Origin of the sequence: Halobacteriovorax sp. JY17, assembly GCF_002753895.1 — a bacterium.
Taxonomy (GTDB): domain Bacteria; phylum Bdellovibrionota; class Bacteriovoracia; order Bacteriovoracales; family Bacteriovoracaceae; genus Halobacteriovorax.
Genome location: NZ_NJER01000003.1, coordinates 223,610 through 239,115 on the forward strand (window position 1 = coordinate 223,610; position 15,506 = coordinate 239,115).

The window sequence follows — 15,506 nt, forward strand, 5'->3', positions numbered from 1 at the left end:
GCTTTTATAGTAAAGAAAGGTCAGAATTGAATTGATGGGGGACCAATGGATTGGTTAGAAGAAGCAAATCAGAAAGATTCACATAGTGAAGTTCATTCATTCAAAGATTATATGGATATCTTTGACGAATTTCCAATAAGAGAAACAAGACCTACGTATAAGTATCTTTTAGATATGGTTCAAAGCTATGGCCAAGACAAAGATGGAAATTATAAAGTTTTTCAATATCAATACCCAGACTCTCCCCCAGTCTACGGACAAAGAAGAACTCAAAAGGCCCTTATTGAAAACCTTGAAAACTTTGAAAAAGAAGGCGTAAACAATAAATTCATTCTACTTGTTGGCCCAAATGGTTCATCAAAATCTAGTTTAGTTAGACAATTTATGAAGGGAGCAGAGTCTTATTCAAAGAAAGATGAAGGAATTCTCTATTCATTTAGCTGGATCTTTCCAATTGATAATTACATCAAAGGAAACCTTGGTTTTTCTTCTGATAGAACAAATAGAGATTTAAATACCTACGCCTACCTAGAGGACAAAGATATTTCAGCAATTCTAGGCAGTGAATTAAAAGATCATCCACTTCTCTTAATTCCTAAAGAATATAGACAAGAAATTTTAAATGAATCTCTTGCTAAAGATCCTAAGCATCTTGAGCTCGTAAAGAAGTCTTACCTCTACAAAAGTGACCTCTCTAAAAGAAATAGAATGATCTACGATGCCCTTTTGAAAAACTATAAAGGGAAGCATACTGAAGTCCTAAAGCATATTAGAGTTGAAAGAATATTAATCTCCAAGAGATACTCCTCAAGTGCTGTTACTATTGAGCCACAACTCCATGTGGATGCAAAACTTCAACAAATAACAATGGATAAGAGGCTCGCAAGCCTTCCTCCATCACTTCAAAGTTTAAATCTCTTTTCAATGCAGGGAGAAGTGGTCCTGGCCAATAGAGGGATTCTAGAATATTCCGATCTCCTTAAAAGACCTCTCGACACTTATAAATACTTACTTATGACAATGGAAACCGGAAGTATTAACCTTCAAGGAATTCTCACTCAACTAGATATTTTCTTTGTTGGTACAAGCAATGAAATTCATCTTGCCGCATTTAAGCAGCACCCTGACTTTAATTCATTCAAGGGTAGAATTAACTTTGTTCGAGTTCCTTACCTTTTAGACTTTAAAGATGAAATGAAGATATATAACGAGCAAGTTGAAGGGCTAAAGAATAATTCAGTCTTTGAGCCTCACGCTCTTGAAGCTTTTTGCCTCTTCGCTATTATGACTCGATTAAGAGCAAGTCAAACAAAGCACTTTGAGAACTCTAAGCTTGCTAAGATTGCCACAACACTCGATCCACTTGAGAAAGCAAAGTTGTATGCAATAGAAGAGTTACCAGAGCATTTAGATTCTGAGGACAGACAAATCTTAAAACTTGGAAAGTCTGATATTCAAGCTGAATTTGAAAATGAAAATCTCTACGAAGGAAAATTTGGAATTTCTCCTAGAGATATGAAAAACATTCTATACAAGATCACTTCTAATCACGAAACTATTACCTTCGTAGAAGTTATCGACTACCTATATAAGCTTATTCAAAAAAAGAATAATTACGACTTCCTCAACATGACTCCTCAAGGGGACTATCATCATCCTGCGCGCTTCATCGCTCTTATAAAAGATGAGTGTTTAAATAAATTCGACAGAGAGTTTAGAGAAAGCCTTGGTCTAGTTGATGATAGATCATACGAAGATTACCTAAAGCGCTATATTGAAAATGTTAATGCCCTTATTAAGGGAGAGAGAATTAAGAATATCATCACAGGAAAGTATGAAGATGCAGATGATTACTTCATTCGAGAGTTTGAGCAGAGTATCAATTTAAAAGAATCCTCTGACTCATTTAGGTCACATTTGATTTCTAAATTAGGAGCTTGGTTTCTCGATAATCCAGGAAAGAAAATTGTTTATAACGATGTATTCCCAGATGTCGTAGAAAGACTGCAAGAATCATTTAGAGTTGAACAAAAGAAAGTCATTCTAGAGATTTCAAAACACTTAGTTTTCTTTGAAAAAGAAATTGCAAGTACAGATGATGAAGAGACTAGAACTCCTCTCTCTGAAGAGAATAGAACTCAGATTAAGAAAGTTTTAGAAAATCTAATGAATAATTATAAATATTCACAAAATGGAGCACTTGCGCTAATAAAGTTTATAATTAAGGAACGTTATTAACTTATAGGCCATTAAATGCCCGTTATTGATAAAACATTTGGAAGGGATCAGTACACTGCCGTCTATCTTGTAGAAGAAGAACATGACGGTATGAGGCTAGATCAATACCTTCAAACTTATCTCGCAAGTTGGTCTAGGGAACAGGTTAAAAAGAAGATTCTAGAGGGCGATATTGTTATTAAAGATCGCCCCGGTAAACATCGCCCTTCGACCAAAATTTTCACGAGAGACATCATTACTCTCATCACAAGAAAAACAGAGCACGAAGACGAGTACTGGAATGGAGAATTATTAGAACTTCAAATGACTCCAGAAGTTCTCTTTGAAGACGATGATCTTATTATCATTTCCAAACCTCCCTATATGTCTACTCACCCAACAGGAAAGCATCTCTTTAATTGTGCGACAGTATTCTTTGAATCTCTTTATAAGAAGACTGTTCATTCAATACATAGACTAGACCGAGAAACTTCTGGCGCTTTAATGCTGGCGAAGAATCCAAAGTGCGCTCAAGTAATGACAGAGTCTTTTGAAAAAGATCTTGTTAGAAAGTGCTACTTCTTCATTGCTTACAATAGAGACTGGAATGGTGATTACTCATTTGAAGATAATCACAGACTTGGAGCCAGTGAAGAAGGATTGAAGAGAGTTTATATTAATCACTTTCCCACAGAATCTCATGAAGGAAAGAGTGCAAGAACGTTATTTGAAGTTATTCATGTGGAAGGTGATTACGTTCTAGGATTAGCTTTTCCTATTACGGGAAGACAACATCAAATTAGAGTTCACGCAATGATTAATGGTCTTCCTCTTGTTGGAGATAAACTCTATCTTGGAAACTTTAAAATGTTTCAAAGATTTAAGGACAATATTGCGACTAAAGAAGATCACGATCTCATGGAGCTTAGTCGTCACGCACTCCATGCAATAGCTCTTAGAGCTCCATATAAAGGTGAAGAGAAAATATTCTCTTCCAAAATTCCTCTCGATTTACAAGATTGGATTAAAAATAAAATGACGATTAAAATTTCTGATCTTCAATCAAAACTAGAAAATAAAATTCAAGACTACTTTAATAAGGTCACAAGGTGATTATAGACCCCATCTGGGCCATCATTTTCTTCACCTAAGAGAATTGTTTGCGGCTTATACTCTAGCTTACTTAAAATATCCTTAATACTCGAAACACCAACAGAATTTTGGAAATGGCGAAACATCGACTCATCATTAAGGGAGTCACCAAAGTAGATACACTCATCCATTGAGATATTTGGAAGATATTTTTCTGAAAAAACTTTTACAGCATTGTACTTAGAGACATCTCCACTCCAAAAATTCAAATGAACATTGGAAGTTGAAAAGTTTATTTCTTCTTTCTTTAAAAATCCTTTAACATTTTTCAAAAGATCAATATCTAAGAGAAGATCACTAAGCTCAATTGCTCTATCCGTTAATCTTCCATAAGAATCAGCACTTAAGGAAATACTTGAAAATTTCTTAAGTAGTCCCTTGGTCGCTATTTCTAAATTCTTAATATCTTTTCTTGCAATAAATGGCTCATCGACTGGGTTGCCATTCTTATCTCTTCGAACCAGCACACCTCCACCCTCAGCAATAACATACTCAAGAGCAGAGAAGTGAGTTATTAGAAAGTGTGCCCAAGAAAGAGATCTTCCCGTAACTATAATTAAAGGAATGGAATGTGACTTACAAAGACTCAAGATATCAAAGAACCTTGGGGTAAACTCAGTACCTTTTGTAAGTGTGCCATCAAAATCAGAAAAAATTATTTTTGGAATCATAAAAAGGGCCCTCGCTGGGCCCAGCTAAAATTACTGTATTGGGTAAGAAAGACCAACAAGGATTGAAGTGAAAGAATCTTTCAGTCCAAGTTGAACTTCAGCATTTGCCTGTAAGTGCTTATATTGCTCAAGAGGCACATTTCCATTAATACCAAGGTTTGCACTAATAGTTGATTCATAAGTCTTAGAATCGCTATCAAGAGAAAGTCCTACTGGCATTGAAAAGTATGGATAGGCTTCTGTTCCCCAAAAACTAAACCCTTTTGAAACAGTTGGAGCAAGAGAAAGCTTCGTTCTACTTTCTTCAAATTCCTTTGCCATTTCTAAAGTTGTTTTCACTGAAACTTTTGGCTGCTGATAGTAGTCAGGAAAAATTTCGTAATCTACACCAGTAAAAAATCTATTCGACATTTCACCACCAGAAATACCAAGTCCCGCATCAAAAATAGCCTTCTTAGAAAATTTCTGAGTATATCTAACTTGAGCACCAATTCCACCACCAGTTGAAGTAACACCTAGAACTTCAGATGAAATAAGCTTCTTCCCTGTCATCATTGGATAAGAAGAAAGTCCTGTCCCTAGGGCCCAAGCATTTGTAGTTAGTAGTGTTGCAGCTGCAATTGAAATGAATTTTATTTTCTTCATGTTCTCCATCCTTGAGAATACTAATTATAGGTAATTGTACTCAAATAGTTTAACGTGGAAACCACTTTCAAGTCAAAATTGACCGTACGCAACAATGTTTTTTTTCCACGATTTAGACTCTGAGATTGACGACAAGGGATAAAACCACTATAAATATCAACTCAAGATATCAATGGTGGCCGTAGTTCAGTTGGTAGAGCGCCAGATTGTGATTCTGGTTGTCGTGGGTTCGAGCCCCATCGGCCACCCCATTTTGTCTTGTTATTCAAATGCTGATCTCTTCGGAGTGAAACATAGCTAGGCCCGTTCACAACCCGTTCGGGCCTTTTTGTTTCTATCGGGAGTAATCGATAGACAGTGGAAAAAGAACCAAATATTCGATTTAGAAATAGCTTAAAGCATTCTTAAAATCTAAAATTCTTTCATTAGTAATCTAAATGAAAGCATGGTTTTCTTATTCATTATTTTAACAATTAAATATAGTTCACTCCTAAACATTGATAAAAGTAGAAACATTGCTCTTCCCAAACTCTATACTTTGATAATACTCAAAGAAGTATGAGAATATGCTCTATATTTGGATAAAAACTAAAGAATGTTCATCTACTCCAATTGTTGAAGACCATTCGTTTTGCCACTTTTTATTTTCTAACTTTAACTGTTCATAGAAAGCAGTGTAGACAAGCCAAGACGAGCATTGAAGTTGCTTTGTAACTCTTTTTAAATCCGAGAAGTTTGAAGCGCACCAACGAATGTGAGATCGAAATCGTTGAGTAGTTTTAAATCCTTTTTTTATTCCAGGAATTGGTTCTCTAAAAACAGATTTACAACTAGGGCACTTGAATCTTCTCTTTTTAATCTTTAAGAAAATAAGCTTATTTCTAATGGGAATATCTTTGATGTGAACAAAAACACGATCATGAACTTTATAAGATTTTGTTGCACATTTAGGGCAGACTTCAAATTCGTTAGTTTTATGACATTCAAATTCAATAACGTAATTCTTAAGGTAAGTTAGGTTTCTACCACGTATAAATTCTTGTAGCCTTTCTACGATTAGTATTCATGGAGGTTATCATGAATATTGAAGTCATTGAACTAATCGCAAAAGCAAATAAGATTCTCGCAGTTACTGGCCACGGATCAGGAAAGAAATATCCCAAGACCTTAAAGGATATTGTAATTTCTCTAAGGCTTGATCACAAAATTCCCGTTAAAGAAATTGTTAAACATATTCCAATCTCTGGCTACGCTGCAAGAGAATGGCCCAGACTTTCTAAAGAGAAGAAAAGTTTTACTAAAATTGTCGTTCAAGAAAATTCCCCGAAGATCAATCGAAAGAAAGCTCCGAGAAAAGAGAAGTATTTAGATCAAATTGTCTTTAACCAGAATCTTTTGATAACGCTGATAATTCTTCAGCTATTTGAGTCCTTAATCTTTCACTTATTCTACTAGCATACTCAAAAGGGCTTTCAAGCTCTTCTCCTTTAGCTGACCTGTGCGCCATTGTATTGATAAAGGATCTAGGGCTTAATCCATTTGATTTACACGACTCAATTACTGAATAAAAGAAAGTTCCAACGTCTGCTCCATTTATTGATTTGAAACAGTTGAAGTTCTTTCTTCCCATAACTGGACAGCGCTGTTTTCTCTCAGCCATGTTGTTATCAATAGGAACTGTCTCATCATTGAGAAATAGTTGAAGACCTTCTCTTCTATTTTGATAGTAATGAATAGCTTTTCCAAGAGAAGATGTATCGAGAAATTTTCCATCCATAGATTTTATCCAAGAATCAATTTCTTTAACTATTGAAGTTAAATTATCTAACCTAACTTCTTTTAAAGAATGAAGGTCATCTGCCATGTGCTCAACTTCGTAGAGCTTATCAATAAGGTCAATCACCACTTCTGATCTATCATCGTGATTCATTGCTTCGAAAAACTTTCTTCTAACGTGTGCCCAGCAAAATGCATGACTAATATTCTTATAGTCTTCATCTGAGTCTAAAAAGTTATATCCTGAGTAGCCATCACTTATAATACAGCCTTTCTCGTAACCTTGGATCATTTCTTTCGCGACTGTTCCAGATCTCGTAGGTTCAAATTGATAATAAGCTCCTCGAGGATTACTCATTGACCAGATATATCCTTTACTTTTATTTGGATTATAAAAATCAATTGGAGACTCATCAATATGAACCCACTTTTCAGAGAGGACGTCTTGTCTCATTAATTCGTTCAATGGAAATAGAAGATTATATAAATGCTCTGTCTGGCCATAAAGAGTTTTTACATCAACATTTATTCCAGCTCTTTTCATTTGTTTGCGCTGACGTTCAAGAGGAAGATGATCTTCAAACTTGTCGCAAGCAACTTGAGTAGCAAGTTGAATCGAGTATTCACCGCCAGGGGTTAATTTTACACCTCCTGGAGCTGTAATAATTTTATTGCAACACTTACAGGAATATTTCTGCCTCTTGTGCCTTTTGATTATATATTGTCTTTCAATAACTTCGAATTCGTTTGATTCTTCAAAACAATTATTCATTTCATGGAGTTTATCACCACCACAGCTTGGGCATGATGATTTTTCAATCTTGTAGTCTATGATTTCTTCATTGAGATCAATTTCTAATTCTTCAATTTGAGTATTCTTAGATTTATTATGAGGAAGATTTCCCTTTCTCCTCTTTCTCTGATTCTTTGGTTTGTTAGCCTTCCGCTCTTGCTTAGAATCGAAAACACGTTTTCTTAGGTTCTTTAACTCTTCTTCTAACTTTTGTAATATCTCTTCATCTTTCTCTTTTAATTTCCTAAGTTCAACAACTTCAAGCTCTTTTGAAAGTAGTTTTTCTTGCATTAACATAAGAGCTTCACGCATAAATTCTTTGTCATTTTCTTTAGTAAAATCAATCATAGAAGAACTATATTACGGACGAGATGAAAGGCCTAATGTTTTCTTATCTTTTTAGTAGTATTTTCTTCCCAGACTTTGAGAGAGGGATCTGTCCGCCATTGAGAATTAGCATTAACTCATTTGAGTTTATCTCAGTAACTTCTTTGATGTGTTCAAAGGACATGAATCTCCCACGGTCAATCTTCTTGTGAATTAGCACAAGTCCATTGCCATCAAAGAATAAAGCTTTGCAGGCCTTTCTACTTTTTGCGACGAATAGAAAAAGAGCTCCTGACATTAGCTCCAGATCGATCTTATGAGTGACGATATAAGCCAAAGTGTTGTGGCCTTTTCTCATGTCGACGTAGTCGTTAAAAATATAAATGGGATATTTGGGGTCGAAAATCATGACTGGATAATAATGTAGGAGATATTATCTGACTATCCGTGGCAGACGCCCAACTTACGACACATGATAGGGAACTGCTTATTCAAATAGGCCAAAGCACTTCTACACATCTCTAAATTTGAAAATTTAATATTACGGCTTATTTTGGGTGCGAGTTCCTTTTTAGATAGCGGGGTGAAATCCCACAATTCCTCATAAAGCCCTCTTCCTGAAAGGGCTGAGAGCTTCCCAATTATTTGGATTAGATAGTAGTCTTCCCAATGCTCAAACTTGCTCAGAGGTCTTTCAAGTAATCTAAAGGGACGGCCACGAGTCTCCTTTCTTTTCTTCTTTGGAGGAAATGAGAATACTCTCTCACAAAGGTTACACTTATAACGCTGTACCTTGTTTCTTCCTCTCCGATAAAATCCATTTTTCCTTATGCACTCACTCGATGGCCGTACTCCTTTTGCTCTACAAGTACACTTGCAGTTATCAAATTTCTGTTCACTATCCATATTAATCTCAATTTCCTACCCACTTGAGTTTAATAATCAATAGTAACAACTCATCGAAATAAATGTAATAAACAATAATAGACTACAGAGTGGTGTTGATTAACCCAACCCTTTGTGCAATCGCTTGCACTAAGACTAAACATACTAAATTAGCTTGCACATTCTTTTAATCATAATAAATACGTTGAGAAGATGAAAAAAGACATAAGACCACTTCAAAGCCCTTAAAATCTACTCACATACCAAAGACTTGGATTGCCTTGCTAGACAAGTGAGTTTTTCCTTTCATGTCTATAACAAACCCCAATAAATCACGCTCGTTGAGATAATCAATCGCTTTTTTCGATGAATAGTTCATCAATATAGTTGCAGTCGTATCTGATTCAATAGCATTATCAGCAACGACTGTTGTTGTAATAAGTTCACTTCGGCTACGGCCACTTTTGGGGTCTAAAATGTGATGGTCGCTATGGCCTTCTCTCGACGAGTTGTAATGAATATAACTACCAGATGATGCGACACTCCCTTTTTTAAGTTGCAAAAAGCCAACTGACCTTTCAACACTTTTTGAGAATGGATTTTTTATTCCAATTCTCCAAGGTCTTGGAGCACAAGAGTGGGAATGAACTCTTATATCGCCTGAGCCATTAACATAAAAATTATGGATGCCTTCTGACTTTAGCAATTCAAATACTTTATCTACGGCATATCCTTTTCCTATACCGCCTAAGCCTATTTTCATTTTTTTACTTGGCAAAAATATAGAATGTTCCATCTCATTTAATTCTATATTTTTATAATTAATATATTTATGGCCTTCCGTTCTTTCTTTAAGAGACAAAGTACGATTTTCTTTTTTTGCTTTTCGCCACAAGTGACCAACACTAGCATAAGTTATGTCAAAAGCCCCTTTAGATTGTTCTGAAATCTCGATAGACCTCAAAACCAGATTCCATATTTCCTCATCTACAGGAACAGGCCTAATTCCTGAATATTTATTTATCTCGTTAAAGGGGCTCTCTTTAAAATCTGTAAATTTCGATTCAATCCGCTTTACTTCCTTTTCTGCCTCTTTAAAAATGTTTAAAACCTGACTTTTAGAATGATAAGATTGAGGGAAGCACAAAAGCTGAAATTCTCCCCCCATCGCCTTAAACCGATGTCCTAATCGAATACTACTATTTTTTTCAACTATTGAAGCTGTCATTAAATCTTCTTAGGAGGACGATTTCCTCTGAATAGAACTTCCATTTTATTGTTTATAAGAATAGTTTTAGGAAGGTCTGTAATATTTAGGCTTTTAGAAGTTACTCTATCCTTATCTTCTAGGATAAGGTAGCTGAAATTATGCTTCTTCAAAAACCTCTTAATTTTCTTTCTTTTTTCCCCTGCATTCACAGCAACAAAAAGAACTCCATTTTTCTCATGCTTTTTCTTTAAACTCTCTAGCTCTTCTAATTCTTGAATGCAAGCCGTACACCATGATGCCCAAAAGTTGATTAATATCTTGTTATACTTTTTTGTCTCTTTCTTGATTTCAAAGGACTCTTTTTTCCCATAGATTGGTAAAGTAAAATTTTTCAATTCTTCAGCCTGAACTCCAAAAGAGATAAATAAAAGCAGTAAAGAAAATAAGGTTGCCTTAAACATAAATATTCCTAAAACTCGAAGCCAAGAGATGACTGAAAATAAGCATATATTAAGCCATTTGAACGTTTGTAGCCAGTAACACCATTATTCCAAGTAAAGTCATCTAGCTCCATACCAAAAAGTTTTTTTCCTTCAAAGTTACTAGAGAGATACATACTCAACTCATACGAATTAAACTTATCTAAGTCTGAGTCGCTCGTCATAAAATCTTGGCTCGTATTAAAGGAGTCTTGATAATATCGAACCTTATCTTGAGAATGAAGTCTTATTGAAAATTCCAAAAAATCTTCATCATCATTTATCTCTTTTAAAAATGCCAACCGTACCGTATGAGCGTCGAGCCTCCATTGGTCAAAGTAATATCTATAAAAAAGGTTCATCGCAAAAGTATCACTAAAGCCGTGTACCCATTTTGATGAAGCGGCATATCTTTTCCGTGAGTCTGGTAATTTTTCAGACTCACGAATATCAGAAACCAAGACACTGCTAGCAGTAGACTCAAGGTTATCCTTAGCCTGAATATAAGTTAAACCAAATTGAATAATGTCCTTTCTCGTTAGTATTTGAGAAGCTGTTAGGCTTGCCGCCAAAATCTTCCTAGGCTTAAACTCTGAAATAGTAGCACTGCCAGCAGGGGTTAAATCTTCAAACAGCCTAACTTCATCTGAATAATATTGAAGACCAAGACCAATAGTGAAGTTGTCTTTAGCCAGAGAACGCTCTACTCCCAAACTGGCATTAAGAGAGCGATAATCGTACTCTGAAGAAAAGCCTAAGCCTCCATTGAATGCCCAATCACCTATTTCCTTTCTGGCTCCAACAGTTCCAGAAACTCTGGATTGCCCCTTAATCGGCTCACCTCCACTTGCACCTGTTAAACCGTCTAATTTTGTGTCAGAAGCCGCAGTCCAAAAATCAAATACAAAGTGAGCATTTATTGCAGTATCTTCTGTAATTTGATGTTCAATGAAAAGCATTGGCTCAACGACATTTGCTTCTTCTCTTTTTGAATTATCGAAGACCTGTTCTCCATCGTCACTATTTTGGTGATAAAGATTAAACAAGAGCTTAAATTTTGTCTGCCCTTTTTCCATCATTTCAGCAAAGACACTTTGAATCGAAGTAATAACTAGAAATAAACTTAGGGCGAGCTTTTTTAATTTAGTTACATCCACATCCACCACCAACTGCGGAACTCCCGCCTACGGCTCCTTCCCTAAAAGAACGAACTTCCTCTTGAAAAACACTTTCCTCTGGATGAGGGTCTAGTTGCATAATCTTTTTTGATAGAAGGCCTCTATCAATTTGCTCTACATTTGCACAAGAAACGAGAGACAAGAGTAAAATGCCTAATAATAATTTCATATCATTTCCTTTTCTTTATTATATCAGATAATTAGAATATTTACATTGAGGAAAAAACCACTCTATTCACTAAAAATCATCTTTTATGCCGGTTACTTATAAAGTTAGATTATATTTCTCAGTTATTTTTCAATTCTACTCAACCTTCTTCAGAACTTGATATATAGTCTTCCCATACCAAAGACCTTTCTTAGTCTTTGTCGGAACTTTAAGAACATTTAATATTTCAGCAATTTTTCGATAGCTATAACCTTTAGCTCTAAACTCTTTCATTTTTTCAATAACCTCTCGCTCCCTCTTATGTTGAGACACCTCTCTCTTTTCAACTTTTTGACCATACGCAAGACCACGCCTCCTTTTTTGGTTCTTTCCAGCCCCACGAATAGAGATTTCGCATTCCTTCAATCTCTTTAAAATAGTCGTTCGGGAGGACGCCACAGACCTCGAAATTTCAGCACAAGAAAGGCCTTCTAAGACATATTTTTGATGGAGGAACTCTTTGGTTAGGACTTCAGGCTCATGGAAAAAATCAATTATATTAGACAGTTCTGATGGAGGACGATATTCTTGTTTTGTGGAGGTTTGATGACCCCATTGATTTTCTTGACTACATTCACGAAAGTGATAATCCCTTCGGGGTGATTCATATTAAGCCTCGTTCACAACCCGTTCGAGGCTTTTTTGTTTCTACGGAATTTAATCCAAACAGGAGAACTTGGCGCAAGGGCCACTGCGATCTTGGCCTTTGGTATTTCTTTTGAGAGACATTCAAGTTCATAGTTATTTAAAAACTTATCTAAAACAATTTGCATAATTGAAAGACCGAGCTGCTCGCCGATACACTTTCTTGGCCCTTTTCCAAAAGGAAAGTAAGCTTTTAGCGTATGTGGTTTTACATCTTTGAAGCGCTCTGGATTAAATTCATTTGGATTCTTCCAAAATTCTTCCATTCGGTGAACCACATAAGCGGGAACAACCACATTCGTATTCTTAGGAATTTTTAAATCACCAAGAATTGTGTCACTAGAAGCCTTTCTCGAAAATATAGGAAGAGCTGAGTAAAGCCTAAGCCCTTCGTGAATAATATTTAAATGATCTGAATCTTTCCAATTACCATGAGTAGCTAAAAGAGTAAAAATCCATCCCAAACTAAATGCTGTTGTCTCATGTCCTGCGATCAGAAGTGTTAGAAGCTCGTCTTTAATTTCATGCTTAGTTAACTCTCCTCTCTCACCAGCTGCGACAAGTTTAGCTAACACTCCTTCGCTATCTTTGGTTTCAATAAGATCAAAGATCAGGGTTTCAAGGAAATTATAATGCTTTGAAAATTTCTTATGCTTATATGTTGGAACCCAATATGGAAGTGGAATAAAATCAAAGATTCTATTGAAGGTGACCTCAGAGCAAAACTCTAGGGCCTCTTTAAAATGACTTACTTGTTCATTCTCTAGTCGAACACCTAGGAATAACTCACACGAAATATCAAAGGACATATCTTTAAAGAAGTTGAAGATATCAACTTCACTTTCATCAGATAACTTATTTATATATTCTTCAACGACACTTTCAATTCTTGTAGTGAATTCTTTAACAGATGGCCTCGTAAATTCTTTAGCAATTAGAGAACGCTTCTTACTCCAATCTTCAAGGTCATTATTGACGGCGAGCCCGCCTCCAATAACAGCACTCACTTCTAAGAGCTGATCTCCCTTTATAAAGTCAGAGTGACGTTTAATAAATAACTCTTCAATAAGCTCAGGCCTGTAAATAATAACTGAATTCATAGGCCAAGGAAAACTCGCATAGTCTCCATAATCTCTTTGCACACTAAGAAAAGAGTCCAAAATATCTCTTTGAAATTTCTTCACGTATGAAAAAAAACTCTTACCTCTTGGTCCGTGAATATGAGAGAGATCTACTCTTTCAAAAAATGATTTAGAATTTGTGCGCTTATTGATATTTGTCATAATTTAATTATAACTAATTTCTTTCATCTTTAGGAGATTCCATCACAACAAAAGTTGATATTGAGTTCACTTGGGGTAATGTTCCAAGAACATCGGTGTGAAATACTTTATAAGAAACCAAATCCGCAGTTTCAACTCTCAGCAAATACTCAAATGCTCCTGTAATATTATGGCACTCACGAACTTCAGGAGATTTCACAATGGCCTTTTCAAAGTTCTCTTGTGACTTCTTAGTATGCACGGAAAGCCCTACCGAAATATAAGCGACAAAACCAATACCTAAGCGAGAAGTATCAAGGACCGCTCTATAACCTTTAATAATTCCACTTCTCTCAAGCTCTTGAACTCTTCTAAGGCAAGCTGATGGAGAAAGTCCTATTCGGCCAGAAAGCTCGGAGTTACTCACTCGCCCATCAATGCTCAACTCTTGCAATATTCTTTCGTCAATTTCATCTATTTTAGTCATATATTGCAAAAAGTAGCACTTAGGCACATCAAAAAGCAAGATAAAAAAATACGTTCTCTGCTATATTAATCTCATGAATAATGAAACTCTTAATGCTCTATTCGCCTTTGCCCTCGTATCTTCCATAACTCCAGGGCCTAACAATATAATGCTCATGAGTTCTGGAACAAACTTTGGCATAAAGAAATCTATTCCTCACATGCTTGGAGTAAGTATTGGATTTGCTCTAATGATTATTCTTGTTGGGTCGGGCTTAATGGAGCTATTTACTCTTTATCCAGTTGCTCAAAAAATTTTAAAGATTGTTAGCATTATTTACTTAGTTTATCTGTCTTACAGAATTGCTACCTCAACTCCTGTTACAACAAACTCAACAGTGATAAAAAAGCCTTTTTCATTTATTCAAGCAGCTCTCTTTCAATGGGTTAATCCGAAAGCATGGACTATGGCCCTTGCGGCAATAACTTTATTTTCTCCATCAAATAATTTTCAAGATATTTTAAAGGTCTCCATTGCCTATGGACTTGTAAATCTTCCATCTGTAAGTCTTTGGGTAGTTCTTGGAAAAGAAATTAGAAAAGTGTTAAGTAGTCAGGCAAAATTAAGATTTTTCAATGCCACAATGGCAAGTTTACTACTAGCCTCTCTTTACTTTATTATTTAATCTATTAAAGAATAGATACTCTTAAATAGTTCTTAGGTATTTTGCAAGTTTCTTAATCTTAGAATCTTCAATTGTAGCTTCTCTTTTTACTATATAAACACTTCTCTTAACGGTCTTCATTTTAGCTGGTAGGTTCTTCTTCGTAAGCTGATATTCATCTTTCACAATTTCATTGTGCAGTTTTGCGACAAACTTTGGAAGAAAGACAGCGCAATGCCCCTGCCTTGCGAGAGAGATAGCTGTCTCCATCAAGTCTACTCTAAATTTTATAATTCTCTTGAACTTTTCATCAGGCCAACTATCAAGTCCCTTAACTCCTGTAGGCGCTCCTTCAATAGGTATTGATGGCGCAGCAAATGGAATATTTAAAATATCAATTCCTTTGAAAGATCCTTTTTTGACATAAGCATCCATCTCTATTTCTGTAACTTTTAAGTGCTCAATCCCAGGAAAAGGAATAGGCTCATAAGTAATAGCAACATCAATTTCTCTAGAAAGAAGGGCCCTTTCTAATTTACCTGGAATTAATTCATGAAAGTCTAATTCCATCTCGGAGAATACTGGTTCAAAAACTTTAGCGAAGTATGTTGTGAACACTTCAAATGAGCCAATTCGTAAAATTTTACTACCGCTTTCATTTTCTTCAGATAATAAGTTCTCAAGACTTGAAATAAACGAGGGGATTTTCTTAGCAAATTCATGCCCCTTGTCAGTAAAAGAAATCCCTCTTCCCGACTGAGTAAAGAGCTTAAAGTTCAACTCAAACTCGAGTGTAGACATTGATTTTGAAAGGCCAGAATGAGAGATCCCAAGCAATTCAGACGCTTTTCTTATGTTTCCGGTTTGATAAATTGTAATAAATTGCTTCAGCCTATTGGTTTCCATATGGAACCAATAATTGAATATT

General features: G+C 35.6%; 18 protein-coding genes and 1 tRNA gene. 5 read left to right on the forward strand and 14 right to left on the reverse strand.

Going from position 1 to position 15,506, the window contains the following annotated elements; genetic code table 11:
* Positions 1 to 45 precede the first annotated feature (45 nt).
* Entirely contained in the window at positions 46 to 2,238 is a 2,193-nt protein-coding gene (locus CES88_RS13400; protein WP_290735302.1) for a hypothetical protein, read from the forward strand.
* A gap of 15 nt (positions 2,239 to 2,253) precedes the next feature.
* Positions 2,254 to 3,330: an RluA family pseudouridine synthase gene (locus CES88_RS13405; protein ID WP_290735305.1), complete on the forward strand. Its 1,077-nt coding sequence runs from the start codon at positions 2,254 to 2,256 to the stop codon at positions 3,328 to 3,330.
* Here the strand turns inward: CES88_RS13405 and CES88_RS13410 are convergent.
* The gene (locus CES88_RS13410) at positions 3,306 to 4,040 is read right to left on the reverse strand and encodes an HAD family hydrolase (protein ID WP_290735308.1); all 735 of its coding nucleotides are present in this window, start codon (positions 4,038 to 4,040) and stop codon (positions 3,306 to 3,308) included. The genes CES88_RS13405 and CES88_RS13410 overlap by 25 nt on opposite strands.
* 30 nt (positions 4,041 to 4,070) lie before the next feature.
* Positions 4,071 to 4,685, reverse strand: a complete 615-nt coding sequence (locus CES88_RS13415) for a hypothetical protein (protein WP_290735311.1) — start codon at positions 4,683 to 4,685, stop codon at positions 4,071 to 4,073.
* Positions 4,686 to 4,860: 175 nt separating this feature from the next.
* On the opposite strand from CES88_RS13415, the gene CES88_RS13420 reads away from it, so the two are divergent.
* A tRNA-His gene (locus tag CES88_RS13420) sits at positions 4,861 to 4,936 on the forward strand.
* Between the two features lie 320 nt (positions 4,937 to 5,256).
* Here CES88_RS13420 and CES88_RS16660 read toward each other — a convergent pair.
* Complete coding sequence (locus tag CES88_RS16660; protein WP_365993273.1) at positions 5,257 to 5,748, reverse strand: transposase family protein; 492 nt, start codon at positions 5,746 to 5,748, stop codon at positions 5,257 to 5,259.
* A 14-nt stretch (positions 5,749 to 5,762) separates the two neighbouring features.
* Between CES88_RS16660 and CES88_RS13425 the strand changes: the two genes are divergently transcribed.
* Positions 5,763 to 6,140 (forward strand): hypothetical protein, encoded by a 378-nt coding sequence (locus tag CES88_RS13425; RefSeq protein WP_290735314.1) that lies wholly within the window; start codon positions 5,763 to 5,765, stop codon positions 6,138 to 6,140.
* Here the strand turns inward: CES88_RS13425 and CES88_RS13430 are convergent.
* The 10 genes from CES88_RS13430 to CES88_RS13475 form a co-directional block, all read right to left on the reverse strand.
* Positions 6,067 to 7,602 carry an IS66 family transposase gene (locus CES88_RS13430; protein ID WP_290735317.1) on the reverse strand — a complete coding sequence of 512 codons (1,536 nt, stop codon included), beginning with the start codon at positions 7,600 to 7,602 and terminating at the stop codon, positions 6,067 to 6,069. The genes CES88_RS13425 and CES88_RS13430 overlap by 74 nt on opposite strands.
* Positions 7,603 to 7,645: 43 nt before the next feature.
* Positions 7,646 to 7,939, reverse strand: coding sequence for an IS66 family insertion sequence element accessory protein TnpB (tnpB, locus tag CES88_RS13435; protein ID WP_290736356.1), 294 nt, complete (start codon positions 7,937 to 7,939; stop codon positions 7,646 to 7,648).
* 83 nt (positions 7,940 to 8,022) lie between these two features.
* On the reverse strand, positions 8,023 to 8,487 hold the full coding sequence (locus CES88_RS13440) for a hypothetical protein (RefSeq protein ID WP_290735320.1): 465 nt from the start codon (positions 8,485 to 8,487) through the stop codon (positions 8,023 to 8,025).
* Positions 8,488 to 8,722: 235 nt separating this feature from the next.
* Positions 8,723 to 9,694, reverse strand: coding sequence for an FAD:protein FMN transferase (locus CES88_RS13445; RefSeq protein WP_290735324.1), 972 nt, complete (start codon positions 9,692 to 9,694; stop codon positions 8,723 to 8,725).
* Positions 9,694 to 10,137: a TlpA disulfide reductase family protein gene (locus CES88_RS13450; RefSeq protein ID WP_290735327.1), complete on the reverse strand. Its 444-nt coding sequence runs from the start codon at positions 10,135 to 10,137 to the stop codon at positions 9,694 to 9,696. Before CES88_RS13450 ends, CES88_RS13445 begins: the two co-directional genes overlap by 1 nt.
* A gap of 8 nt (positions 10,138 to 10,145) precedes the next feature.
* Positions 10,146 to 11,312 (reverse strand): DUF3570 domain-containing protein, encoded by a 1,167-nt coding sequence (locus tag CES88_RS13455; RefSeq protein WP_290735330.1) that lies wholly within the window; start codon positions 11,310 to 11,312, stop codon positions 10,146 to 10,148.
* Positions 11,299 to 11,502: a DUF4266 domain-containing protein gene (locus CES88_RS13460; RefSeq protein WP_290735333.1), complete on the reverse strand. Its 204-nt coding sequence runs from the start codon at positions 11,500 to 11,502 to the stop codon at positions 11,299 to 11,301. Before CES88_RS13460 ends, CES88_RS13455 begins: the two co-directional genes overlap by 14 nt.
* 135 nt (positions 11,503 to 11,637) lie before the next feature.
* A complete protein-coding gene (locus CES88_RS13465) occupies positions 11,638 to 11,907 on the reverse strand; it encodes a recombinase family protein (RefSeq protein ID WP_290735336.1) in 270 nt (89 codons plus the stop codon).
* A gap of 254 nt (positions 11,908 to 12,161) precedes the next feature.
* Positions 12,162 to 13,469 (reverse strand): cytochrome P450, encoded by a 1,308-nt coding sequence (locus CES88_RS13470; protein WP_290735339.1) that lies wholly within the window; start codon positions 13,467 to 13,469, stop codon positions 12,162 to 12,164.
* A gap of 13 nt (positions 13,470 to 13,482) precedes the next feature.
* Positions 13,483 to 13,935, reverse strand: a complete 453-nt coding sequence (locus CES88_RS13475; RefSeq protein ID WP_290735342.1) for an Lrp/AsnC family transcriptional regulator — start codon at positions 13,933 to 13,935, stop codon at positions 13,483 to 13,485.
* Positions 13,936 to 14,008: 73 nt separating this feature from the next.
* Here CES88_RS13475 and CES88_RS13480 point away from each other — a divergent pair, with 73 nt between their 5' ends.
* Positions 14,009 to 14,599, forward strand: coding sequence for a LysE family translocator (locus tag CES88_RS13480; protein WP_290735345.1), 591 nt, complete (start codon positions 14,009 to 14,011; stop codon positions 14,597 to 14,599).
* Positions 14,600 to 14,620: 21 nt separating this feature from the next.
* Here the strand turns inward: CES88_RS13480 and CES88_RS13485 are convergent, their stop codons facing one another.
* Positions 14,621 to 15,484, reverse strand: a complete 864-nt coding sequence (locus CES88_RS13485; protein ID WP_290735348.1) for a LysR family transcriptional regulator — start codon at positions 15,482 to 15,484, stop codon at positions 14,621 to 14,623.
* Positions 15,485 to 15,506 lie beyond the last annotated feature (22 nt).